Below are 24,502 nucleotides of genomic sequence, written 5' to 3'. Positions count from 1 at the left end.
CATTGCGAGGAGCCCTTGCGACGAAGCAATCCAGTCCTGCGCGCGTTGTCTGGATTGCTTCGTCGCAAGTGCTCCTCGCAATGACGGTACACACATTTTCGTTCTATTGTTGCTGCTGCTGTTGTTGCTGGCTGCCATCCACCAGCCGCCGCCTTGCCAACTCGATCGCCTCGCGCAGCACCTCGAGATCGCCGATATGGTTGGCAAGAACCAGCACCAGCGCGGCGTCGAGATCGCCGCTTTGCGCGTCGCTGAGGCCACGATGCGCCTCGACGATCATGCGGAAGGCATCGTCGGGTTTGGCGAAATTCGAACTGGTGGACAGCGCCATCACAAACCCCCGCTTGCCGCGGTGGCACGTGCCAGCGCGGCGTCGATCGCGACGCGCGTGGAATGCCGGAAGCGCGCGGCGACATAACCGTCGGGGCGCAACAGATAGCCTGTGCCGGGCGCAGCATCGTAGCGTGCGCCGAGCAGTCCCGACGGATCGCCAAAACCGCCATCGCCTATTCGGATGACGCCGACGCCATCGGGGACGCTGGTCGCAGCGCCATTTGCAAACTCCAACAAGGTAAACTTCTTTCCCGCCTTGACGAACGCTTCGGTCAGAAACGCCGAGTTGCCGTCGCGGCCGCTCAGCGGCGCATCGGGCATCGAGGCGCCGGGCCGCGGGCCGCCGCGCCAGCTATCGCCATCCGGCGTCGAGAGCGGGGTGTCATAGACCGAAGGCACCGACAGCCGTCCGCCGTTGATCATGCGCTTGCCGAATTCGGTGTCGTTGGCGAGCGACAGCACGGCCTGCCGCAGCCGCGCTTCCTGGCGCGAAGCGGGCGCCATGAAATCGGTCGAGCGCGTCGACTCGCGGATGTTTTCGTCGGCTGCGGCACTGCGCTCGACGTGATAGCTCTCGAACAGGCGCTCCGGCGAAGTGCCCTCCAGCACGCGCGCCAGTTTCCATGCCAGATTTTCAGCATCCTCCAGGCCGGAATTCGCGCCGCGGGCGCCGAACGGCGACACCTGGTGCGCGGCATCGCCGGCGAAGATCACGCGGTCATGGATGAATTTTTCCATGCGCCGGCACTGGAACTTGTACAGCGATATCCAGACGAATTCGAAATCATTGTGGCCCAGCATCCGCGCGAGCCGCGGCCGGACGTTCTCTGGGAGTTTTTCGATCCCCGGGTCCGCGTCCGGGCTGAGCTGCAGGTCGATCCGCCAGATATCGTCAGGCTGGCGATGCAACAGGGCGGAGCGCCCGGCGTGAAACGGCGGATCGAACCAGAACCAGCGCTCGGTCGGAAATTCCGCCGTCATTTTGACGTCCGCGATCAGGAACTGGTCCTCGAACTGCTGCCCGGTGAAATCGGCGCCGACCAGGCGCCGCAATGACGAGCGTGCGCCATCGCAGGCACAGACATACCGCGCAGCAAGCCGATACGGCCCATCCGGCGTCTCGACGGTCAGCAGCACATGATCGTTGCGCTGTTCCAGCGCGCTCACTCTGTTGCGCCAGCGCAGGTCGATTTCCGGCAGCTGCGCCGCACGCTCGACCAGATAGGCCTCGGCATAGAACTGCTGCAGGTTGATGAAGGCCGGCATCTTGTGGCCCTGCTCCGGCAGCAGGTTGAATTGATAGAGCAGCTCGGCGCCGTGAAAGATCCTGCCGACGCTCCAGATCACGCCCTTGTCGACCATGCGGCCGGCGACGCCGAGCCGGTCCCAGTATTCCAGCGAACGTTTTGAGAAACAAATCGCCCGCGAGCCCTCGCCGATCCGGTCGGCGTCGTCGAGCAGCACCACGCTCTGGCCGCGCTGCGCCAGATCGATCGCGAGCGACAGGCCCACAGGGCCGGCGCCGACCACGATCACCGGATGTTCATTGGCGCCGGCCCGATCCTGGTCGGGATGCCTGCGATAGCCGAACTGGGTTCTGGAGGGCTGCGTCATGGCTCACAGGGCTCTGGCCAAGGGGCGGCGTCCCGGCTAAGATAGTCTCACATGCAACTATCTTAAACGCCTTGCGCGTTCCGCCGTCAACTCGAATTGGAGCGATTTTGGCGAAACTCGACCTGTTCAGGTTCGTTCCGTTCCGGCTGAACCGGCTCGCGGCCGAGGTCAGCGCCGCGCTGTCCAGCGAGTATCAGGAGCGTTACGGGCTGGACATCCCGGAATGGCGGGTGCTGGCGACGCTGGGTTTTCGCAATGACGCCTGCAGCGCGCAATATATTTCGCATTGCACCCGCACGCACAAATCCACCATCAGCCGCGCGGTCACCGCGCTGATGCGGCGCCAGCTGGTCGAGCGTGTCGAGAACGCGGACGACCGCCGCGAGTTCTCTTTGCGCATGACGCGCAAGGGCCGCGCGCTGTATGAGGAACTGATCCCGCGGTTATTGAGGAAAGAACGCGAGATCATGTCCTGTCTTACCGCAGATGAGCGCGCGAGTTTTGCGCTTGCGCTCGGCAAGATCGAGAAGAGTCTCGATCTTGTGCTGACCAGCAAGGAGGCAGGCAAGACGCAGGCATATTGATCCGAAAGCGTCATTGCCGGGCTTGACCCGGCAATCCATCTTCTTCGAACGACCCTTGCGAAGATGGATGGATGCGCGGGTCAAGCCCGCGCATGACGCATTGCCGCTCACTTCGCTGTCGTCACCACGATCTCCACGATATGCGGGGGCTCGAGATCGACGCCGATGCAGGCCCGCATCGGCGGGTTGCCCAAGTCAACCCATTCATCCCAGGCGCGGTTCATCTCGCTTTTCCGCTTCATGTCGGTGATGTAGACGATGGCCGAGAGGATCCTGCTCTTGTCCGAGCCGCACAGCGCAAGGCTTTCGTCGATGCGCCCGAGCGCTTTTACGGTCTGCTCGTACATCGAGGAGGTGACCGGATCGGGCGCGACCGCCACGGTGAACACCAGGCCATCGTGAACGACGGCGCGGCTGCGGGTTGGCGTGAGGCCGGGAAAGCGGCTGATCATGGCGAACTCCGTTTCAATCAAGCGCTATTTTACAAACGAGCGTGACGGCGGCAAATGCAATGCGTAAGCATCCACCTTGTCGCTGGCGCGCGGATAGATTTCCGTCACCAGCGGATCATGCCCGGGGATGGCGCGGTCGGGATGGCCGGCGAGGCGTTTGACGATTTCCCAGCCTTCCATCATGTCGCCGATATTGTAGAGAATCGGAAACGGAATCTTGCGCTGCATGTTGCCGTAATAATGCGAGGCATCCGACGCCAGCACCACCGGGCCGCGCGCGGTCTCGACCCGCACCACCTGCAGGCCGTCGGAATGGCCGCCGACGCGATGCAGCGTGACGCCGGGCGCCACCTCGCCATCGCCATTATGGAAAGTCACCCGCTCGCTGTAGACGTGGCGCACCATCAGCGTCACATGATCCACCGAAAACGGATGCCGCAAGGCGCCATGGCACATGCAGCGCCCGGTGGCATAGCTCATCTCACGATCCTGCAGATGAAACCGGGCATTGGGGAAGCGATCGAGATTGCCGGCGTGATCGTAATGCAGATGAGTGACGATCACATCCCTGATGTCGTCAGCGGCAACGCCGAATGCCGCCAGCGCGTCGACCGGATTGAGCGTGAGCTTGCGGCTGCGCGCCTGCGCCTCCGCCGCGTTAAAGCCGGTATCGACCAGGATGTCGCGGCCCTCCCCGCGGATCAGCCAGACGAAGTAATCGAGATCGGCGGCGCTGGTCTCGTGTGGATCGGGAGCCAAGTAGTTCATGTGAGGCGTGCGCGGCGACATGGTCGCATAGCGGATGGCGTAGACTTCGTAGGCGTTTCCCATCGGTTTCACTTCTTTCTTGCGCGATTGGCCGATGACTGCACAAAGCCACCGTCATCCGCAAAGGTCAAACCTTCCGTTATCCTGAGGTGCTCGCCGCATCGCGGCGAGCCTCGAAGGATCGGCAGGACAGCGCTGCGGCTATCCTTCGAGGCTCGCCGAAGACGGCGAGCACCTCAGGATGACGGTGGTGATTGTAGCGGTGCTCGGTGGAACCCGAACGCTTTGCGGTCAATTGTCGCGCCGGCCAGGCATCTTGACGCGTGTTGACAGAGACGGCCTGCCCCGTTTGATAATGCGGTTTTCGTAGAGTAAGGTCGCGGCGGCGCGAGCTTGGAATCGGCGCCCTTCTGTGGACCGGCGTCGCATGAAATTCCGCCTCGCATTGCTGCTGATCTTGATCGTTTCGATCGCGCCCGCACCCCGATCCTGGGCGGCGGGCGACAGGAATGCTCTCGTCATCGGCAACGCAAAATATCCCGACGCCGAGGCGCCGCTGAAAGAACCCATCAACGACGCCAAGGATATCGCGGCCGAACTCAAGCGCGACGGCTTCGATGTCGAGACCGGCGAGAACATGACCGGCGACGCCATGCGCCGTGCGCTGGAGCGGCTTTACGCTCGTGTCAAACCAGGCTCCGTTGCGTTGATTTTTTTCAGCGGGTTCGGCGTGCAGTCGGCCCGTCAGAGCTACCTGATCCCGGTCGACGCCCAGATCTGGACCGAGCCGGATGTTCGCCGCGACGGCTTCAGCCTGGAAACGATCCTCGGCGAAATCAACAGCCGCGGCGCCGGCGTCAAGATCGCGCTGATCGACGCCAGCAGGCGCAACCCGTTCGAGCGCCGGTTCCGCAGTTTTTCCGCCGGCCTCGCGCCGGTGATCGCGCCGAACGGAACGCTGGTGATGTATTCGGCGGCGCTCAGTTCCGTCGTCAGCGACACCGGCGGCGCGCACAGCCTGTTCGTCAGCGAACTGCTCAAAGAGATCCGCGCCCCCGATCTGATGGCGGAGGAAACCCTCAATCGCACCCGCGTCGGCGTCACCCGGGCGTCGCGCAGCGAGCAGGTGCCGTGGATTTCGTCGTCCCTGGCCGAGGACTTTTCGTTTATTCCCGGCGCGCGTCCGCCGGCATCTACGCAAATTGCGGTCGCCAACCCGCCGCCACGCCCCGATCCGGTCGCCACGCCGCGCAATGACCCTCCGCCCCCTGCGGTGGTCAATATTCCTCCGCCTCCTCCGCCGGTGAAGGTCGAAGTGCCGCCTGCTGTGGTCACCGCGCCGCCGGTCAAGGGTGAAGGCTCAACGACGGTCGCCAACCTCGCGGACGATCCGACCATCAAGTCCTTGACCAGCAAATTGATCGACAATCCCGACGACGCCAGCGCGCTGTACCGACGCGGACAGGTCTACGCCAGCAAGGGCGCCTATTTGCTCGCCGTCAACGACTTTACCGAGTCGATCCGTTTGAACCCAAAGGACGTCGAAGCCTACAACAACCGCTGCTGGGCCCGTACCGTGATCGGCGACCTGCAGTCGGCGCTGAAGGACTGCAACGAGGCGCTGCGGCTGCGGCCGAATTTCGTCGATGCCCTCGACAGCCGCGGCCTCGTCAACCTGAAGAGCGGGCAGACCAAGAATGCCATCGCCGATTTCGACGCCGCGCTGAAGATCAATCCCAGACTGACCTCGTCGCTGTATGGACGCGGGCTGGCAAAGCAGCGTAACGGCTCGATTTCGGAAGGCGAACTTGACATATCCAATGCAAAGGCGATGGATCCGAACATTGTCAAGGAGTTCGCGGGTTACGGCGTGCGTTGAGGGCGTATCGCTTGAACGCGACCGGCGCGCTCCAGACCAAGATGAGCAGGCTGCGGCCGTGGCGGATTTCATCAGGTGGCCTATTGGTAAATGCATTTGAACCGCGCAGGTTGGCGTGCAGGGAGGACGGCTATGTCAAGGATTTCCAGGGATAAGTTCAACGCGATCCGCGCGCTGGTGACGGTCGGCGCGATGCTCTCGATGACGGCGGGAATGGCCGTTGCGGCCGACGATGTCACCGAGGATCAAATCGTCAAGGCGCTGGCGGCGCCCAAGAAGCCGCTGACCCGCGGGCTGTCGGTTGGTCCGCCGGCCGATCCGGCGGCGGTGGCTGCCGAAGGAAAATTTGTCCAGACCATCCGCAACCGGACCACGCGCTCGCTTTCGGTCGGCGAACGCGAAGAAATTGCCACGCTGGCCAAGGACAAGCCGAATATCGATCTCGAGATCACCTTTGACTACAATTCAGCCGACATCAGCGCCAAGTCGCTGAGCGCGGTGCAGGCGCTCGGCAAGGCGCTCTCCAACCCGGACCTGAAGGGTTCGACCTTCATCGTCGCCGGTCATACCGACGCCGCCGGCGCGGAAAGCTACAATCAGGACCTGTCCGAACGCCGCGCCGATTCGATCAAGCGCTATCTGGTCGAGAAATACGGAATCGCAGGGACCGACCTGGTGACCGTGGGATACGGCAAGAGCAAGCTCAAGGACGCGAATGTCCCGACGGCCGAGGTAAACCGCCGGGTTCAGGTGGTGAACATGGCAACCAAGACCACCGCGTCCAAGTGATCCGGCCGTGATCCGCGCCGCGGCGTCGCACCAACCAGGCGTCCCGCATGTCAGCGGGGCGCCTGTTCGATGATGCTCTCCGCCTACCTCAAGCCTGCGTTAGGGGCGATCGTCGTAGCCGCGCTGGGCGCCGGATATTACTGGCTGGAACACCGGCCCCGCACGGAAGAGAAGGTCGTTCCCAACAGCGCCCTCGTCGTCGTCGCCAAGGCCGTCAACGCCTGTTTCTCCGACCTCGTCCGGGTCACCGGATTTGTCGTGCCGCGCCGCGAAGCCGTGGTCGGCGTCGACCAGGAGGGCTCGAAGGTCACCGACCTTTTTGTCCGCGAAGGCGACCTCGTCACCGAGAATCAGGAGCTGGCGCGGCTGACCGCGCCGCCGGCGCCGCCCGGCAATCCCAACGCGCCAAGGCCCGGACCGATTTCGCTGCGCGCCCCTGCCGCCGGGCTGGTGATCCAGGCCAACACCATCGTCGGCGCGCCTGCGTCCCCTCAGGCAGGACCGATATTTCGAATCGCCGTCAACAACGAAATCGAGGTGGACGCCGAAGTCCCGAGCATCCACATGCTGAAGCTCAATCCCGGGGGGTCGGCGCGCATCAGCAGGGATGGCGTCCCGGACCTGATCGGCCGGGTACGGCTGGTCTCGCCGGAGATCAACCGCGGCACCCAGCTGGGCCGTGTCCGGATATCGATCGCCAACAACCCGTCCCTGAAGGTCGGAATGTTCGCTCGCGCCAACATCGATGCCAAGCGCAGCTGCAGCATAGCCGTTCCCCGCTCCGCCATTGACCATCTGACCGTCCAGGTGGTCAAAGGCAATACGGTAGAGACGCGAAAAGTTAAGGTCGGCCTCGTGTCCGACACCTCGACCGAGATTCTCGAAGGCCTCGATGTCGACGAAATCGTCGTGGCCGACGCCGGCACCTCGTTGCATGATGGCGACCAGATCAAGACCATGTTCGCCGATGAACTCGATCGCGCGCGGGTGCGTTGATGGCTCTGAATATTTCCGCATGGTCGATCCGTAACCCGCTTCCCTCCGTCGTATTTTCGATCATCCTCTTGGTATTGGGCTGGGTCAGTTTCACCAAGCTCGCCGTGACCCGGCTTCCGAGCGCCGATATTCCGGTGATCTCGGTCGCGGTCTCGCAATTCGGCGCGGCGCCGGCCGAACTGGAATCGCAGGTCACCAAGACCATCGAGGACGGCGTGTCCGGCGTCGAGGGGGTGCGGCATATTTCGTCGTCGATCACCGACGGGTTGTCGCTGACCACGATCCAGTTCGCGCTCGAGACCAACACCGACCGCGCGCTGAACGACGTCAAGGACGCCGTCACCCGCATCCGCAGCAACCTGCCGCAAAACGTCAGCGAGCCGCTGATCCAGCGCGTCGACGTGATCGGCCTTCCCATCGTCACCTACGCCGCGATATCTCCCGGCAAGACGCCGGAACAACTGTCCTATTTCGTCGACGACGTAGTCAAGCGCGCGTTGCAGGGCGTACGCAACGTCGCCCAGGTCGAGCGCATCGGCGGCGTCGAACGCGAGATTCTGGTGTCGCTCGATCCGGACCGCTTGCAGGCGATGGGGCTGACGGCGGTCGATGTCTCCAGGCGCTTGCGCGGCACCAATGTCGATCTCGCCGGCGGGCGGGCCGAGATCGGCAAGAACGACCAGGCCATCCGCACGCTGGCGGGCGCAAAAACCCTCAACGATCTCGCCGGCACCATGATCAGCCTGCCCGCAGGCGGCGAGGTTCGCCTCGACGATCTGGGAACGGTGACCGACACCATCGCCGACCGCCGCACTTTTGCCCGCGCCAATGGCGAGCCGGTCGTCGCACTCGGCATCAAGCGTTCGAAAGGCGCCAGCGACGTGGTGGTCGCCGCCGCGGTGCAGAAACGCATCGACGCGCTCAAGGCCGCCTATCCCGACGTCGATCTGAAGCTGATCGACACCTCGGTGGATTTCACCAAGGGCAATTACGAGGCCGCGATCTCGACGCTGTTCGAAGGCGCGATCCTCGCAGTGATCATCGTCTTCCTGTTCCTGCGCGACCTGCGCGCCACCATCATCGCCGCGATTTCGCTGCCGCTGTCGATTTTCCCGGCGTTCTGGGCGATGGATATTCTGGGCTTCTCGCTGAACCTTGTCAGCTTCCTCGCCATTACGCTGTCGACCGGCATCCTCGTCGACGACGCCATCGTCGAGATCGAGAATATCGTGCGCCACATGCGGATGGGGAAATCACCCTATCGCGCGGCGCTGGAGGCCGCCGACGAAATCGGCCTCGCCGTGATCGCGATCAGCCTGACCATCATCGCGATCTTCGCGCCGGCGAGTTTCATGTCGGGAATCGCCGGGCAATTCTTCAAGCAGTTCGGCATCACCGTATCGGTACAGGTGTTCTTCTCGCTGCTCGCCGCGCGCTTCGTCACTCCGGTGCTGGCGGCCTATTTCATGAAGGACAGCCACTACCACGATCCGCCGCCGGGCCGCGTGCTCAAGGCCTATAATGGCCTCGTGACATGGTCGGTGCGGCACTATTTCATCACCGTGCTGATCGGCTTCGGGATTTTCGCGGCGTCGATCTGGAGCATCACCCTGCTGCCGCAGGGCTTTTTGCCGGCGCAGGATTCCGCGCGCTCGCTGCTCGCCATGGAGCTGCCGCCGGGATCGCAGCTCGCCTTCACCGAAAAGACCACCGAGGAGATCGTCGCTCGTTTACGCAAGCGGCCGGAGGTCAAGAGCGTATTCGTCGACGGCGGACGGGTGCCGCCGGGTACGTTCGAGGTGCGCCGCGCGGCGCTGATCATCAATTACACGCCAAAGCACGACCGCAAGATCACCCAGCGCGAGCTTGAACTCGCGATCAGCACCGAACTGGAAAACGTCCCCGACATCCGGTTCTGGTTTCTTGACGAGAACGGCTTGCGCGCCATCTCGCTGGTGGTGACCGGAACCGACAGCGGTATCGTCAGCAACGTCGCCGCGGAGCTTGCGAACCAGATGAAGCGGATTCCGCTGATCGCCAATGTGATCTCGGAAACCTCGCTCGACCGCCCCGAGCTTCGCATCCAGCCGCGCGCCGATCTGGCGGCGCGGCTCGGCGTCTCCACCGAGAGCCTGTCGGAAACCATTCGCGTCGCCACCATCGGGGATGTCGGTCCGGCGCTGGCCAAGTTCGATACCGGCGACCGGCTGGTGCCGATCCGCGTCCAGCTCGAAGAGGGCGCGCGCGCAGATCTGCCGATATTGGAGCAGCTGCGGGTGCCGCTGGGCGGCGGCCGCGGCGGCGTGCCGTTGTCGGTGGTCGCCGACATAAAACTCGACCAGGGGCCGACCAGCATCAACCGCTACGACCGCGAACGTCAGGCCACCGTGGCTGCCGACCTCGTCGGCACCGCGGCGCTCGGCGATGCCACCAAAAAGATCTATGAACTTCCCGTGATGAAAAGCCTGCCGAAGGGCGTCAAGGTCAGCCCCTCCGGCGACGCCGAAAGCCTCAATGAACTCTCGGAAGGCTTTGCCACGGCGATTACCGCGGGATTGATGATGGTCTATGCGGTGCTGGTGCTGCTGTTCGGCACCTTCCTGCAGCCGATCACGATCCTGTTCTCGCTGCCGCTGTCGATCGGCGGCGCGATCGCCGCATTGCTGCTGACCGGCAAGCAGCTGACCACCCCGGTATGGATCGGCATCCTGATGCTGATGGGCATCGTCACCAAGAACGCCATCATGCTGGTCGAGTTCGCGGTCGAAGCCGTCCGCGAGGGCAAGCCGCGCCACGAAGCCATCATCGACGCCGGCATGAAGCGCGCCCGCCCCATCGTCATGACCACCATCGCGATGGCCGCCGGCATGATGCCGAGCGCATTGGCGTTCGGCGCCGGCGGCGAATTCCGCTCGCCCATGGCGCTCGCGGTGATCGGCGGCCTGATATTCTCCACCGTGCTGTCGCTGGTGTTCGTGCCGGCAATGTTCATGCTGATGGACGATGTCGGTGAGCTGTCGTGGCGGTTTGGCAAGAAATTGCTGGCGTCAAGCGGTGAGACCGAGCATCCGGCTGAGCACAAGCCGCCGCCGGGGGCGGTGCATACGCCTGCGGCAGAGTAGGTAGATGGTGCAGGGTTTTGCCGATCTGGATATTGGCGAGGATCGCCGAGCCCGAGAGGGTGGAGCTGTAAACCGCTAGAATCGTTGTCGCCGCGATTGATTTCTAAGATGTGACCAATTCCATATCCACCGCCGGGCTGCGGCTTACGGCAAACTGACGGCCATCTACTGGCATGAGATATGGGCGAGGCCAGACCACGGATTGGTCAAACGATTTCGATGTAGTTCCTTGAGTAACTCTCTGCCCGTCCCAACGTTTTTTGACGTAACGGAATTGCGCAAGCCTGGCGGACTCGTTAGCCTAGTTGTGTTGTTCACAGACAACGCGCGGGGGCTGATCAACTATGAGTAACCGGCTGATTAAGATTCTCTTCCTTGCCGCCAATCCTTCTGACGAGACCCGCCTTCGTCTTGGAGCCGAGTCTACAAGGATCAAGGAGGCGTTGGAGGCGGCTTCGACACGCGAGCAATTCACGTTTTCAGAAGAACATGCAGTCCGACTCGACTCAATTCAACGGCTCATTCTAAAGCAAAATCCTACGATCGTGCATTTTAGCGGCCACGGATCGCCTAATGGAACCCTCGTCTTTGAGGATCAGTCGGGAAAAGGAGTTGAAGCCGATTCAAAAGCTATCGCAGAGCTCTTCAAACTTGCAGGCGAAAATACTCGGTTGATCGTTCTGAATGCGTGCTACAGCGAGTCGCAGGCCACCGCGCTCGCCCAGCACGTGGATGCCGTCATTGGGATGGACAGTGCCATTCCGGACGAAACTGCTATCGCTTTCGCTAAGTCGTTGTACGAAACCCTAGGCGAGCGAAGGAACGTGAAGACGGCCTTCGAGCTTGCAAAGAACTATTTAGTTCTGCAGGGTTTGTCCGGCGCTGAACTTCCAGTGCTAGTTGAGAGAGCGGGTGTCCCAGCTGCGTCAGTGCTGCTTCTCCCCCCTCGGTAGCCCCCGTCGGCGAGGAGCCGCGCGACGGGGGGGACTACAAAGTTATCGCGCCTGACCCCTTATATCTTCCGGCATATCCACTTGCTCGAAATTTCGTCGGGCGCAGTGCCAATCGCGAATTGCTCACGGCATGGTGGCACTCGGCCACGGAGCGAGTATGCGCGATCGTCGAACTCGGGGGAATGGGTAAGAGTTCTTTGGCTTGGCTTTGGCTCCACTACGATCTCCGAAGAACTGGGGTCGACACCAACGCCTGGGTCGCAACGGACGAAGAACCAGAGGCTATTCTTTGGTACAGCTTTTACGAGCCTGGCCCGAACTTCACCTCATTCCTCCGTATAGCCCATGAGTATTTTGTCAGTTCGACCTCAAGTTCGAAGCCATCTATTGAGACAATTACCCGCGCCATGCAAAGGCGTCGGGGCATCGTTGTCCTAGACGGATTAGAAAGGCAGCTACTTGGATTTTCGAGCTGCGATCAACCGCATCGCGATGAGAAACCCGAGGATTCTGTACGTTTTTGTGCGGACGAGCGGTTGGCTAGGTTTCTTACGGACGTAGCGTCAATCCCTGGCATGGGCTCAAAAATCCTCATTACATCACGGCTCCTACCCAAGGAACTCGACAACCTCGCTGGTGTTAAAGAAATCCGGTTGACGGGCCTCACTGACGAAGAGGCGGTAGAGTTTCTTGAAAAAGAAGTACTTGGCATCGATCAAGATAAGTTGGTCCGGGTCGCAAAGAGGTACGCCGGACATCCCTTGGCTCTGCGGCTTGCTGCCGGTTTGCTCGCCGACCCCGAGAACAGCTATTTGGCGCTCACGGACGAAGACGACTCAGTTATCGATTCGTTAATGCAGCGAAGCAACCACATATTGCAAGCTGCCTTCGATGCACTGAATAGCTCCGACAAGTCCTTTCTTACTATGCTTTCAGCATTCCGCGGTGCCACCTCTTTTGATGCAGCGATAGCCGTGCTGGCCGTAGACGATATGTCTGAGTTTTGGCGACGAGTAGGCCGCCTTGTCGATCGTGGTTTTCTTTGGACCAACCGCAATCAGCGGCTCTTCGATCTCCATCCAATCGTTCGGCTGTACGCATATTCTCGGCTTACAGACAAGGCTGGCGTCGCTGATCGCATCAGAAACTTCCTTCAATCTATACCCGAGTCGGTTGAGCTATTGTCATTAGAAGAAGCGGAACCGATCTTTGAGATCTGCTATCAGTATGCGCGTGCTAACAGACACGACGAAGCTTGGAAGGTCTTCGATAGCAAACTCTGGATGGCGGTGGCGGTACGTCTCGGTGAATACCTCGCGATTTCTAAGCTGATTGAATTGTTTTTTCCTAACGGTTGGGACAGAGACAGTTCCTTATCGAGCGCGCTCCAGCCAGCGCTTGTCATCAAGGCGACGGAAGTACTTGACGCGCAAAACAGATATCGTGAACTCATCATCCTCCTTGCTGGCCGCTTAAAACATGATTCGAAGGGGAACTTGACGGGGACTTTGCGGCAGTTCGGCTACGCTCTTTGCGCTAGTGGGCGTTTAACGGAAGGAATTGCTCATGTGAAACGCGGGTTAGATCTAACAGAAGATATGCATAGCAAAGGCCATTTTCACCACCAGTTGGTTATCTTGCATAAGAAGTTACGCATGTTTGCCGAGGCGAGAAGGCATTTGCTCAAAATGGAAAAATGCTACAAAGCGGCTTTTATTCTAGACGATCGCCATTTGTTTGAATTGACCGTTGAAAAATTCGACTTGGCAAAACTCTCGTCTGCCGGGGCAAATTTACTTGAAAAATTAGATGCAACGGCAAAGTTTCTCAAATGGAAGAGCGCGCTTCGCGTGGTGGATTCGCGAAAAGCAGACTTCTTGATTCGCAGCTTAGAAAGGAAGGAAGGCAAGTCCCCGATAGACGCAGTGACGGCCGAGCAAATTCTGGATGGCCAACTTCAGCGTGCACGAAATTCTGGCAATTTGGACAATGAGGCGAGCGTACTATCGAAATATGCGCGACTGATGACAGTGCAGAATGACATGATTCGCGCCCACGCAACTGCTTTGGAGTCCGTTCGCCTTGCGCACCGCAGCGAAGATATTTTTATAAAATTGAATTCTATTAAGGTGCTAGCTGATATAGAGTCGAAAGTGGGAAACCAAGAAGATAAAATAAGACTCCTACGTGATGGTTTACGATTAGTGCCCGACGAACCTACTGGGGATTCTTTGCGCAAGCACATTTTTGAGGACGAGGATGGCTTCAGTAAGTGATTTGCTACAGCTTGGCTTCGGCTATGAGACCGTAATTGTGGTACGCCGGTCTTATCGACGCCTAGCGTAATGTGGATATCTCATAGGCTGTCCTGCCGGCGCCGCTGAGTATGGCAGTTGTCGTTGGTATCAACTGGCGCCGCCGATTCGAACGTACCCCGCTCGCCACCCGCTCGATGACGTCAGGATGTGGGTCGTCCATTGGGAGGCCCGCGGATGAGCTAACCCCCCCGCCGCAACGGCAGAAGGTCGAATGATCGTTCTGGCTGGATTTCGAGCGACTGCAGGTATCTCTCGAAATAAAGTAATATTCATAGGCTTTCCAGAGGGCTACACCGTATGGAGGCGTATGATTGCAACTGACCATCTGTCGCCAGACAAATGGTTGGCTCATGCGGAGGTACTAAGTGCCGAGCAGTTGCAGCGCGAAATGTTGCGTCAAGCAACCGACACAAAATTACAGCTAATTTCAATTTGAATGCGGTTCACTTAGCTGTAGTTGGCTTGCTTACGTTAATCCTCCTGATCGGCACAATTCTGTGGCGAGTCTAATAGGTTGCGAGAGCAGCTTGGAATATCGTGATGAGAGCATTGAAAATCGCCGGCGCCACCGTCCTGGCCGTGATCGTTGTCGCAGCCTTGCTGCTGATGATCGGGATTCCGTCGGGCTTCATGACGCAGGCGATCCAGGATCGGGTCGAGCGCGAAACCGGCTACCGGATCGCCGTGTCCGGCGCGACGAGGCTCGGCATCTGGCCCTCGCTGAACGTGACGCTGAACGACATCATCGTGCAGGATCCCAAGGCCCGCGATTCCGACAGCCGCCTCACCATCGCCAGCGTGCAAGCCGAGCTTGCCTTGCCAAGCGCGCTATCCGGACATCCGCAAGTCAGCGAACTCGTGATCAACAAGCCGGTTCTGTATGTCCCGCTGCGACGCGAGCGCGATGCGCGCATCGACAACTCCGCCAGGCCGGCGACCGCGCCCGGCGACGCTGCCGCGAAAGATTTCAGCATCGATCATATAAGAATCGCTGATGGTGCCGTGGTCTTCACCAACCTGCGCGGCCGCGTGGAAAGCCGCATCGACGGCATCGACGCCAACGCCATGATCGCATCGGACCGAAGCATCAGTTTTGCGGGCAACGCGCGCGTGGGCGAGCACCCGCTGAAGTTCGCCGTCAAGGCGGCGCTGCCCGCCGGTTCATTGCAGCGGCAAAATGTTGCGGTCGAGCTGGCGCTGGATTCGCCCGGCCTGATCGGACGGTCGCTGTCCGCCAAGGCGCAGGTGCGAATCAACGGCCCGCTGCTCGCGATCAACGGTTTGAGCGGCACGCTGGACGGCGTGCAATTCAACGGCTGGGCTTCCGCCGATCTTGCCAGCAAGCCCGTGGTAAAAGTCGACCTCGACTTCCACCGGCTCAATCTCGGCACCTCATTCCGTGGCCGGCCCGCGGCGGCGCAGCCGGGAAAACCCTGGAGCAACGAGCCGATCAACCTTACCGGATTGAACTATGTCGATGCCGAGATCAGAATGTCGGCGGCCGAACTCAATGTCGGCGACGCACGCTTCGCGCCGGCGGCGCTGGATGCCGCGCTCGCCGGCGGCGTACTGAAGGCGCAATTCTCGCATCTCGGCGTCTACGGCGGCGAGGCCGACGGCGAATTGACCATCGATGTGTCGGGGAATAATCCGAACTACATCCTGCGCAGCGATGTTGCCGGCGTCCGCGCGCTGCCGCTCCTCACTGGCCTCGCCGACTTCGACAAGATCGACGGCAAGATGCAGGCCAAGCTCGCGTTCCGTTCCAGCGGCGCCAGCCAGCGCGCGATCGTGTCGGCCTTGAGCGGAACGGCTTTCGTTCTGTTCCAGGACGGCGCGATCCGCGACCTCAACATCGCCAGGATGATCCGCTCCCTCACGTCAGGCACGTTGTCGGGATGGCAGCAAGGCCGCGATCAGACCACCGATCTTACACAGCTTAGCGCCTCGTTCCGCGCCGAGCAGGGGCAGGCCACTACGAACGATCTCACGCTGATCGGCCCATTGGTGCACATGACCGGCGCCGGCACCGTGGATCTGTCCGCGAAGACGCTGGCGTTCCGGGTCGAACCGAAACTGGTGATGACCACCGAGGGGCAGGGCAGCGCCGCAAATCCGGTCGGGCTCGGCATTCCCGTCGTGATTGAGGGCCCATGGGCCGAGCCGCGCATCTATCCTGAAGTTGCCGGTATGCTGGACAATCCAGATGCGGCTTATGCAAAACTCAAGGAGATGGGCAAGGGCCTGTTCGGCCCGGGCGGCGGCATTGGTAGCGGCGGTGCTCTGTCCGGCACGCTCGGCGAAACCTTGGGAAACCTGCTTCAGCAGGGATTGGGCAGCCGCAGCACGGCCCCCGCTTCGCCGCAGGATCAACTCAAGCCGCCTCCGCCCGACCGGGAGACGCCGATGGACAGCATCATGAAGCAGCTGTTCGGGCGCTGAAGGCATCGTGTCCCGGACGCGGTGCAGCGTTCTTCACGCTGCTCCGCAGAGCCGGGACCCACGAGCACGATACATGAAGCCTGGGCCCCGGCTCTGCAGCGCACCACGCCGCAAAGTGTGGCGCACTGCGCTGCGTCCGGGGCACGATGCTTGGCTCGGGCGCCAGCCATCTGATATCGATGATCTAAACTGGATTGAATGTCGATGGGCCATCTCGCCATGCGCGGTCTTCCCCGGACACTAGCCGTAGTGGTGACCGGGTTTTGCCTCGCTTCCCAGCCATGTCTGGCCGCCGAGGATACCAACACCCCGAAAGGCGCGGCCGTCACGGTCCTCAAGGCGGCGAAACAATGCTTTGCCGCGATCGTCGAGGTTTCCGGAATCCTGATCCCAAAAGAGGAGGCGATGGTTCGGCCGGACCGGCAAGGCTTGAAAGTCGCCGACGTGCTGGTGGACGCCGGAGAGATCGTAATCGCCGGTCAAACGCTGGCCCGGCTTAACCTGCCCGAAGGCGGAATCATCCTGGTCCAGGCCCCGGTCGCCGGCCTCGTCAGTTCCTCGACGGCCGTGATCGGAGCAACGGCATCGGGCAAGGGCGAGGCGCTGTTCAGCATCATCCCACGAAGCGAATTCGATCTGGTCGGCCTGGTGCCGGTGCGCGACCTGTCGAAGCTGGCTGTCAACCAGTCTGCCCGGGTCAAGATCATCGGCGCCGGCGAAGTGGACGGCAAAGTTCGCCGGGTCGCTGCGACCGTCGAACCCAACAGTCAGTTGGGTCAGGTCTTTGTCGCGCTGGCCTCGACCCGGCGCCTGCTGGTCAATTCCTCCGGCCGCGCGATGATCAAGACCGGCCAAAGCTGCGGCGTCTCGGTGCCGCTCACCGCCATCCTCTACGGCAGCGGCGGCACGGTAGTTCAGGTGGTGCGGCGTGACCGGGTCGAAACCCGTCGCGTCGAAGTTGGATTGATGTCGGCGGGGCAAGTGGAAATCCGCGAGGGACTGGTCGAGGGCGACATCGTGGTGGCGCGGGCCGGAGCGCTGCTCCGCGAGGGCGACCCGGTGCGGCCGATCACCGCCAGCCCAGACGCAAAGTAGCGCGGAGTGTTTTGCGAGAGGGAGAGCAAGCCAATGCCAACAACGATCGAGCTGGCGTCACCCTGGTTGCAGGGACGAACATTCGCGTCGTGGCGGGAAGATTTCGATTCCCGCGGCTACCTTATCTTCGAACGTGTTCTTTCCCCGGATAGCGTTGCCGAAATCCGGGCGGCGCTGGCGCCGTTCCTCGCGCGCGACCTCACCGGCCGCAACGATTTCGAGGGCCTGAAGACCAACCGCGTGTATGCCTTGTTGGCGAAGTCGCCACACTTCGCAGACCTCGCGATTCATCCCTTGGCGCTGGCTTTTGCCGAAGCCGAACTGGGACAAAGCTGCCTGCTGTCGGCTCTGCTTGCGATCAACCTGCATCCCGGCGAAACCGCGCAGCCCTGGCATTTTGACGACGGCGGCGCCAAAATGCCCCGGCCACGCCCGGCCCTTGGCATCAGCGCATTCTGGGCGATCGACGATACAACGGAATTGAACGGAAGCACCGAAGTCATTCCGGGAAGCCATCTGTGGGACGAGCAGATCGTCGAGGGAGCGACGAAGCCCGCCGACTTCACCACCAGGACAACGCCAACACCCGATCGCGATCCCGGCAACCGCCCTGATGCCGTAAAGATGACGATGCCAGCCGGATCGCTTGCGATCGCGAAGGGTACGCTCTGGCACCGGGGCGGCGCCAATCGGTCGGAGCGGCCGCGTTTGATCATTACGCCGCAGTATTGCGCCGGCTGGGTGCGGCAGCTCGAGAACATGAGCCTGGCGGTTCCCGCTGACCTCGCGCAAAAATTGCCGGAGCGCGCCCGCGAACTGATCGGCTATTCGATCCATCCGCCGTTCATGGGGCATGTCGACGGCGTTCACCCCAAGCGATTGCTGCAGGCGCAAGGCGATGTCGTGCTGAAGCGAAGCGCCTCTTGAGGGCGGTGCGTCCGGTAATCGCAAGCGGGGATATGAATAGCAGCTGTCGTTCCGGGTTCGTCGCTTCGCCGGAAATGACGGAATTCGACTAAAGCATGATGGGTTTAAGCCGAGTCGCCACGACGCTCAACTCACCTCTCCCCGCAGGGGAGAGGCGAAGGAGCCGCTTCGACCTAAAAGCATCGCGCCCTAGACTAGCTGCCGGCCTTTTTGTCAGCGGCGTCGGCGAAGTGAAGGTCTTCGCGCAGTGACGACGACACCGACGGCACCTGCTTGCCATCGGACGCGCGCGCCACCGCAATTCGCGTGTTGCTGAAGACGGCTTCGGCGCCGGCCGCCTTCGAACCGATGTTATTCAGCAGTTCGGTCACCAGCGCGCTGTTCGGACCGGCGGAATCGTCGGCGACCTTGCCCGGCGTGGCCGACGACAGGATCAGCGCGTTGTCAGGCGCATTGATCGGCGCGAGGCCGTGTGAAAACGCGCGGAAGCGGCGCTCGTAGGGATTGCGCCTGGACGCATCGATGATGGCGATCTTGGCGCGCGCGCCCTTCTCCGTGATCGTGCCCAGCACCGACTCAACGCTGACGCCTTGGCGCCGGACGTCGGATTCCGTCCAGATCGTCGCATCGACCGGGATCATGTAACTCTCGCGGCCGGCCTGAACGCCGTATCCGCCGAAGAACAGCATCACCACGGATTCTGGATTGATCCTGGCCTGCAGGCGATCCACGGCACGGTTGATGTCGTCCTTGCCGGCGTCTTCCACGACATCGACGTCAAAGCCTTCGCGCCGAAGTGCCGCGGTCAGCGCCCGCGCATCGTTGATAGGCTGGGTCAACGGCGCGTTGGCGTCGGGGTAGTGTCCGTTGCCGATCACCAGCGCGAGCCGCGACGGCTTCGTCGCCCCCTGGCTGCCGAGCGCCTCGGCGGCCTTGGCCGTATCCAGCGCCCGCTTGTTCAGCGCAGCATGGGCGCCGATCGCCAGCGACACCATGCCGACCAGGGCGGCGGCGATGGCGAGCGAGCGGCGGGAAACGCTAAGCTGCTGTACATTCATGCGGTTTCGTTCCTGATCGGCACGCGGACGCGCCTGTTAGTCGCGCCATCGTCAAATAGGTTTGAGGGGTTGCCGGACCATGTGCCGATCAATTGTGCTCGATTTGCGGCATCGCAACACAGGAAGCACTAATCTGCCAGGGCGTGCAGGACAACCCCAGTCTCCTTGCTATCTATTGCAAGGGCCGTAGCAAGGGCCATGCCGCCCTGAATTCCGGCCGGATTTGTATTCGTCGGCTATTCGTGCAATTTTTCAATGACTTGCAGGTTGAGAACGCAGGCCGCCGTAACGCGCGGTGGCCAAACCTGACGGGACGCGCGGCAGTTTCGGCACGGGAAAACCCTCATGACCCTGCAATACTTCGCCAGTGCTGCCTATCGTGCGCTGACGTTCCCAAAGGACGGCCCGTCTTTATACGATCTGTGCGACGGCCTGCTGTTGCACCCCAATGGGGGCGACCCGCATCTGGCAAAATTCTACAGGACCGCGCTCGGAAACCCGGCGCTGCGCCCGCTACTGCGGCACGCGGGCCTGCCCGAGTTGCGCCAGCCGTCGCGGTTCGAGGCGCTGCGAAATGCCCTGACGCATGCGCGTGACGATGCATCGCCGGATTGGGCCGCTGTAGGCCAGCCGGTGGCGGAGTTGCTGGATACCATCCGCCTGCGGCATCCCAAGCCAAAATCCGCGCCCGGGACCGGGCACGCGCCCGGACTGGCGGAACTCGAAAAAATCATTCGCATTTGCGGCGCGCATCTGCTGCGATCCTTCAGCAGCAACGGATTCATTCCGACCTATGCCGCCTTCAACCTGATCGGCGATCCCGATGTGCGCGGCAGGGAATGCCTGATGGCGCTCACCGGCCTCAATTCGCGCGGCTACAAGAACTCGACGCTGCTGTTCAACCTGGCGCGGATTTTCATCGCGCGCTCGCCCGCCGGCGAATTGATCAATCCGCCATGGCGCGGAATTGCCGAGCCGATGTGGCAGCCGATCCAGATCCGCCATCGCTCGGCCTATTACGACGCATTCTTTACCGAAGCGCTGCTGAGCTTTGCCGAAACCGGCCTGGCATCGCCGGCGGAGCTTGCATCGTCACGCCGCGCGATTTCCGACATGGTCGATTTCTGCCTCACCACCAGCCGTGAGGACGTGCGCGCGCTGGACGGCAGCATGGTCAGCGTGATCACGGCCCTTGCGCCGCCGCCACACCCGCGCTTCAGCCGTTTCTTCGCCCAGATCAAGCAGGATCTCGGCTTCGGCATCTACGTGCCGGATTGCGACACCACCGCATGTTCGTTCTCCGCCGCGACACAGGCCGGCTCAACCAATCCGATCCTCGATCAGCCGCTGCTCGATTTCTATGCCGGCTATCAGGTCGGCCCCGGCGTCAACGAGCCGCGTGTGACTGTGCCGCTCAATGACCACATCGACTACGCCGGCGGCGTCGTCACCTGGATCGACAACCTCGCCGGCCAACGCCCGTTCGGCAACGACCTCGATCCGACCCTCAATCTCGACATCCTCGAAGTCAGTTTCCGCAATTGCGCGCGATGGCGGGTCGTCGAGACCCCGCGGCGGCTCCAGACGCTGCGAAAGATCATCGATTTCCAGCGGCGGCTGGTGGCAAGTGGCGCCTTCACCGACCCGCGGTCGCATATCTACTATCTGCCCGAACTGTATTGCGCCTATTTCGGCCGCTGCTACGCGGCATTCTCCGCGTTGCCCAGCGCGGCGCGAGAGGCGATCGACCCCGACGGCGCCTTGGCTCTGATCCGCGGCCGCGTGCTCGGCTATGTCCGGGAGGAACTTCTCACTTCCGAGATGAACGCCTTCGACGCAGCGCTTGCGCTGATCTCACTTGGTCATCTCGGCGCGGAAGCGGCGAGCTTTACACCGGCGCTGCATTGCATCGTCAGCCATCTCGGCGAGGGCGGACGGCGCGGGCCCTTCAAGGCCTATGAGTGGAACAAGATGAAGACGCCGACGCGGATTCTGGTCGGTGGACCCGAGGTCACCTCCGCATTCGTGCTGATGGGCTTGGCGCAGGCGCGCCGCGCGATGATGCAGAAGGGCGCGTCCTAGCAGACATCGTGTGTCGGGCGCGATGCAGCGCGCAGCGCTGCTTCGCCGAACCGGGACCCACACTTAGTTTCTTTGTGCGTCATGGGCCCCGGCTCTGCAGCGCACCGCAAGGGCGCTGCGCTGCGTCCGGGGCACGTTTTCCCATCATCGCGTTAAGTTGAGTGTGGAGGCCGCGCCCCGCGCTGGTACGCTGCTCAAAATATCAGCACAATCTGCAGATATATTGGAATGATTCTGTGCCGGGATTGCCGATGATGCTCAAGAAATTACTGCTTCCTATTCCGCTGTTGTTGCTGCCTGCGCTTGCCAGCGCGGCCGACGTCACCGGCGTTCCAAAAATCCGCGACGGCGATCAGGTGACGATCGGCAGCACCCGAATCCGCCTTGGCGGCATCGACGCGCCGTCATCGGACCAGCTTTGCCTTAACACCAAGGGCGAGCGCTGGACCTGCGGCGTCGCCGCGCGCGAAGAACTCATCCGCCATGCCGGCGGCAAGACCTGGATTTGTCACACCCGCCAGGTCGACCGCCGCGGCCGGACGGTGGCCAGGTGCGAGGTCGATGGCGAGGACGTCCAGAAATGGATGGTGAAGAACGGATGGGCGCTGTCCTATGTCCGCTTCTCGCGTGACTATGACGCCGACGAAAAAGCCGCACGCGAGGCCAAGGCCGGCATGTGGCAAGGCGCATTCATCGCGCCATGGGACTGGCGCGTCCGCAACAAGAAAACCGCCATACTGGGCGCCACCAGGCCGCCTGACACCGCCAAGGCGATCCTGCTGGCGTCGGCGTCGGGTCCGGTCGCGCCCTCGCCCGACTGCACCATCAAGGGTAACGTCAACCGGTCCGGCGAATGCATCTATCACAAGCCGACCAGCCGCTGGTACGCAAAGATCCAGATGAATGTCGCTAAGGGCACGCGCTGGTTCTGCTCGGTCGACGACGCCGAAGCCGCGGGCTGCCGCGAGACGAAACGCTAGGATATTTCTTCTCGCATTGCGAAGACGCTTGAATGCGAGCGAGAATCCCGGCGCGGCGACGAAATGGCGCACTCGCGCATAACCTTTATTCGGCTACTTTTCTCGTACCGGTTTAATCGGGTGGGGGTTACGCCATGCTGAACGCAATTCGGGCAACGCTGCTCAGCGCCGCTACACTTGTCGCCGTGACATCGCCTACAATGGCCTGGGATTATCCCGGTCATCGCATGGTCGGCGCAATCGCGGACATGGTGATGAGCGCCCACCATCCAACGGCGTACGGCAAGGTGAAAGCGCTGCTTGCCACCAAGGACGCGGATGACAAGCCGCTTGAACGCACCCTCAGCCAAGTCGCAGTGTTCCCTGATTGCGCGAAAACAAAAAACGTTCCCTTTTGCGGACGTACGCCGTCCAATGAGGAGAAGGCTTTCGCCGCCAATAACAAGCGAAGCGGCGACTATCACTTCACCGACGTTCCGATTCAGCAGACGAAATATGTCGCCGGCAACCCGGGCACGACACCAAAAGACGTCGTGAAAATGATCAACTATTCGGTCGCGCAGTTGCGCGGAAAATCGCCGCACATCGACGATACGGTAAAGCTGACGGACGCCGAAGCGGTGTGGTTGCTGGCGCATCTCGTCGGAGATATTCACCAGCCGCTCCACGTCGGTGGAATCTATTTCGATAAAGATACATGCACAGAGGTCAAGGATCCGACGGATCCGACTAAGTTTCCCAACGGAGTAAAGGACGTCGCTTCGACGGCCGGAGGCAATGCGATCAAACTTGTCGCGCTCGCGCCGGATCCGGCCGCCCCGCCTAATGAGCATCTCCATCTGTATTGGGACGGCAATACCGTCAACGACGCCATGCGGGCGGCGGGACTGGCGGGTGCGGAGCAGGATTTCGCCCGGCTCCTGGCCGCCAAGGCTCCTGCCGGCTGGCAGACTGCGGACGATCCGGAAACCTGGGCGCAGCAATGGGCGACGGAAATGCTGCCGCTCGCCGCGGCGGCTCACAACGAACTCAGGATCGAGTTCAAGGGCAGAGATCCGGAACACGACAACGCGTGCGTTTGGAAGACGTATATCACCCCGGACTACGCCAATTGGGCGAGCCAGCGGGCACGCGAGCAGATTCAAAAGGCGGGCTTCCGTCTCGCGGCGCTGCTCGCGGCAATTTTCGAACCGAAATGACCTGTCCGTCGCGCCGGAGCCGTGCGGACCTCTCGGACTGAAACCGCGAGAATGGCACATGGGAGAAGGCACGCATCCGCCGGCACCCCATAGGCGCGGCCGGCGCATCGCATTTGCCGCGCTGATCGTAGCCGCCGCCGATGGCCTCCTCGGCTATATCGTGTTGCCAGCGCTCTGGACCCATCACGAGCCTCAGAAGGGACTCGTCAACCTTCCGATGGTGACGCTGACCGGCCAGGGCATCCCCGGCGATGCGATCAATGCCGGCCTGATCGGCGACCAACGCGACGTCGTCTGCTGGGAAAATAACGGCCGGACGGGTTGAATTTCGCAGCCTTTCCCTGCATCCATGGCCGGTCCTTAAGGTCGAACAAGGAAACAACAATGGTCGTTCGCGCGGGCCGGGAGTTTCTGGCAATCCCCGGGCCCACCAATATGCCCGACGAAGTGCTGCGGGCGATGCATCGCCCCGCGCTGGACATCTATTCCGATCAGATGGTGGAGCTGACCGACAGCCTGCTGCGCGATCTCTCAAAGCTGTTTGCCACCGAAGGCCGTTCCTACATCCACATCGCCAACGGCCACGGCGCGTGGGAATCGGCATTGAGCAACGTGCTGTCACGCGGCGACAAGGTCCTGGTGCTGGAAAGCGGCCGCTTCGCCATCGGCTGGGGCAACGCCGCGGCCGCGATGGGCGCCGAGGTCGAGGTGCTGAAGGGCGACTGGCGGCGCTCGATACGCCCGGCAGAAGTCGAGGCGCGGCTGAGGCTCGATACGGATCATCAAATCAAGGCGATCCTTGCGGTGCAGGTTGACACCGCGTCGGGCGCCTTCAACGACATCGAAGCGATCGGCAAGGCGATCAAGGCCGCGGGCCATCCGGCGCTGTTCATGGTCGATGCGGTGGCCTC

At 61.8% G+C, this 24,502-nt stretch carries 21 protein-coding genes; 16 read left to right on the top strand and 5 right to left on the bottom strand.

Features of this window, described 5'->3' with window-relative positions; genetic code table 11:
• Positions 1–103: 103 nt before the first annotated feature.
• Together VGP39_RS15470 and VGP39_RS15465 are read right to left on the bottom strand one after the other, a co-directional pair.
• Entirely contained in the window at positions 104–331 is a 228-nt protein-coding gene (locus tag VGP39_RS15470) for a DUF2783 domain-containing protein (protein ID WP_327568980.1), read from the bottom strand.
• Entirely contained in the window at positions 331–1,947 is a 1,617-nt protein-coding gene (locus VGP39_RS15465) for an FAD-dependent oxidoreductase (protein WP_327568979.1), read from the bottom strand. The genes VGP39_RS15470 and VGP39_RS15465 overlap by 1 nt, the downstream gene beginning before the upstream one ends.
• A gap of 107 nt (positions 1,948–2,054) precedes the next feature.
• Between VGP39_RS15465 and VGP39_RS15460 the strand changes: the two genes are divergently transcribed.
• Positions 2,055–2,531, top strand: coding sequence for a MarR family winged helix-turn-helix transcriptional regulator (locus tag VGP39_RS15460; RefSeq protein WP_327568978.1), 477 nt, complete (start codon positions 2,055–2,057; stop codon positions 2,529–2,531).
• A 107-nt stretch (positions 2,532–2,638) separates the two neighbouring features.
• Here VGP39_RS15460 and VGP39_RS15455 read toward each other — a convergent pair whose 3' ends face one another.
• Together VGP39_RS15455 and VGP39_RS15450 are read right to left on the bottom strand one after the other, a co-directional pair.
• Positions 2,639–2,983 (bottom strand): RidA family protein, encoded by a 345-nt coding sequence (locus VGP39_RS15455; protein WP_327568977.1) that lies wholly within the window; start codon positions 2,981–2,983, stop codon positions 2,639–2,641.
• Positions 2,984–3,007: 24 nt separating this feature from the next.
• On the bottom strand, positions 3,008–3,814 hold the full coding sequence (locus VGP39_RS15450; RefSeq protein ID WP_327568976.1) for an N-acyl homoserine lactonase family protein: 807 nt from the start codon (positions 3,812–3,814) through the stop codon (positions 3,008–3,010).
• Positions 3,815–4,178: 364 nt separating this feature from the next.
• Here VGP39_RS15450 and VGP39_RS15445 point away from each other — a divergent pair, with 364 nt between their 5' ends.
• From VGP39_RS15445 to VGP39_RS15400, 10 genes are all read left to right on the top strand, one after another.
• A complete protein-coding gene (locus tag VGP39_RS15445) occupies positions 4,179–5,630 on the top strand; it encodes a caspase family protein (protein ID WP_327568975.1) in 1,452 nt (483 codons plus the stop codon).
• A 132-nt stretch (positions 5,631–5,762) separates the two neighbouring features.
• The gene (locus tag VGP39_RS15440) at positions 5,763–6,419 is read left to right on the top strand and encodes an OmpA family protein (protein ID WP_327568974.1); all 657 of its coding nucleotides are present in this window, start codon (positions 5,763–5,765) and stop codon (positions 6,417–6,419) included.
• A gap of 69 nt (positions 6,420–6,488) precedes the next feature.
• Positions 6,489–7,415 carry an efflux RND transporter periplasmic adaptor subunit gene (locus tag VGP39_RS15435; RefSeq protein WP_327568973.1) on the top strand — a complete coding sequence of 309 codons (927 nt, stop codon included), beginning with the start codon at positions 6,489–6,491 and terminating at the stop codon, positions 7,413–7,415.
• Positions 7,415–10,537 carry an efflux RND transporter permease subunit gene (locus VGP39_RS15430; RefSeq protein ID WP_327568972.1) on the top strand — a complete coding sequence of 1,041 codons (3,123 nt, stop codon included), beginning with the start codon at positions 7,415–7,417 and terminating at the stop codon, positions 10,535–10,537. The genes VGP39_RS15435 and VGP39_RS15430 overlap by 1 nt, the downstream gene beginning before the upstream one ends.
• Positions 10,538–10,881: 344 nt before the next feature.
• Positions 10,882–11,490, top strand: coding sequence for a CHAT domain-containing protein (locus VGP39_RS15425; protein WP_327568971.1), 609 nt, complete (start codon positions 10,882–10,884; stop codon positions 11,488–11,490).
• Positions 11,491–12,065: 575 nt separating this feature from the next.
• Positions 12,066–13,766, top strand: coding sequence for a hypothetical protein (locus tag VGP39_RS15420; RefSeq protein WP_327568970.1), 1,701 nt, complete (start codon positions 12,066–12,068; stop codon positions 13,764–13,766).
• A 253-nt stretch (positions 13,767–14,019) separates the two neighbouring features.
• Positions 14,020–14,244 carry a hypothetical protein gene (locus tag VGP39_RS15415; protein WP_327568969.1) on the top strand — a complete coding sequence of 75 codons (225 nt, stop codon included), beginning with the start codon at positions 14,020–14,022 and terminating at the stop codon, positions 14,242–14,244.
• A 104-nt stretch (positions 14,245–14,348) separates the two neighbouring features.
• Complete coding sequence (locus VGP39_RS15410; protein WP_327568968.1) at positions 14,349–16,250, top strand: AsmA family protein; 1,902 nt, start codon at positions 14,349–14,351, stop codon at positions 16,248–16,250.
• A gap of 204 nt (positions 16,251–16,454) precedes the next feature.
• Positions 16,455–17,345, top strand: a complete 891-nt coding sequence (locus VGP39_RS15405; RefSeq protein ID WP_327568967.1) for an efflux RND transporter periplasmic adaptor subunit — start codon at positions 16,455–16,457, stop codon at positions 17,343–17,345.
• 33 nt (positions 17,346–17,378) lie between these two features.
• On the top strand, positions 17,379–18,272 hold the full coding sequence (locus VGP39_RS15400) for a phytanoyl-CoA dioxygenase family protein (RefSeq protein ID WP_327568966.1): 894 nt from the start codon (positions 17,379–17,381) through the stop codon (positions 18,270–18,272).
• Positions 18,273–18,466: 194 nt separating this feature from the next.
• On the opposite strand, the gene VGP39_RS15395 is transcribed toward VGP39_RS15400, so the two are convergent.
• Positions 18,467–19,330 carry a caspase family protein gene (locus tag VGP39_RS15395; protein ID WP_327568965.1) on the bottom strand — a complete coding sequence of 288 codons (864 nt, stop codon included), beginning with the start codon at positions 19,328–19,330 and terminating at the stop codon, positions 18,467–18,469.
• 345 nt (positions 19,331–19,675) lie between these two features.
• Between VGP39_RS15395 and VGP39_RS15390 the strand changes: the two genes are divergently transcribed.
• The 5 genes from VGP39_RS15390 to VGP39_RS15370 form a co-directional block, all read left to right on the top strand.
• Positions 19,676–21,412: a hypothetical protein gene (locus tag VGP39_RS15390; protein ID WP_327568964.1), complete on the top strand. Its 1,737-nt coding sequence runs from the start codon at positions 19,676–19,678 to the stop codon at positions 21,410–21,412.
• Positions 21,413–21,666: 254 nt separating this feature from the next.
• On the top strand, positions 21,667–22,392 hold the full coding sequence (locus VGP39_RS15385; RefSeq protein ID WP_327568963.1) for a thermonuclease family protein: 726 nt from the start codon (positions 21,667–21,669) through the stop codon (positions 22,390–22,392).
• 134 nt (positions 22,393–22,526) lie between these two features.
• Entirely contained in the window at positions 22,527–23,591 is a 1,065-nt protein-coding gene (locus VGP39_RS15380) for a S1/P1 nuclease (RefSeq protein WP_327568962.1), read from the top strand.
• A 58-nt stretch (positions 23,592–23,649) separates the two neighbouring features.
• A complete protein-coding gene (locus VGP39_RS15375) occupies positions 23,650–23,916 on the top strand; it encodes a hypothetical protein (protein ID WP_327568961.1) in 267 nt (88 codons plus the stop codon).
• Positions 23,917–23,975: 59 nt separating this feature from the next.
• Positions 23,976–24,502 (top strand): aminotransferase class V-fold PLP-dependent enzyme (locus VGP39_RS15370; RefSeq protein ID WP_327568960.1); only part of this gene is annotated, 527 nt, incomplete at its 3' end.

Origin of the sequence: Bradyrhizobium sp. (assembly GCF_036009065.1) — a bacterium.
GTDB lineage: Bacteria > Pseudomonadota > Alphaproteobacteria > Rhizobiales > Xanthobacteraceae > Bradyrhizobium.
Note: the sequence above shows the minus strand (reverse complement) of the source record. Positions and strands in the feature narration are given on the sequence as shown.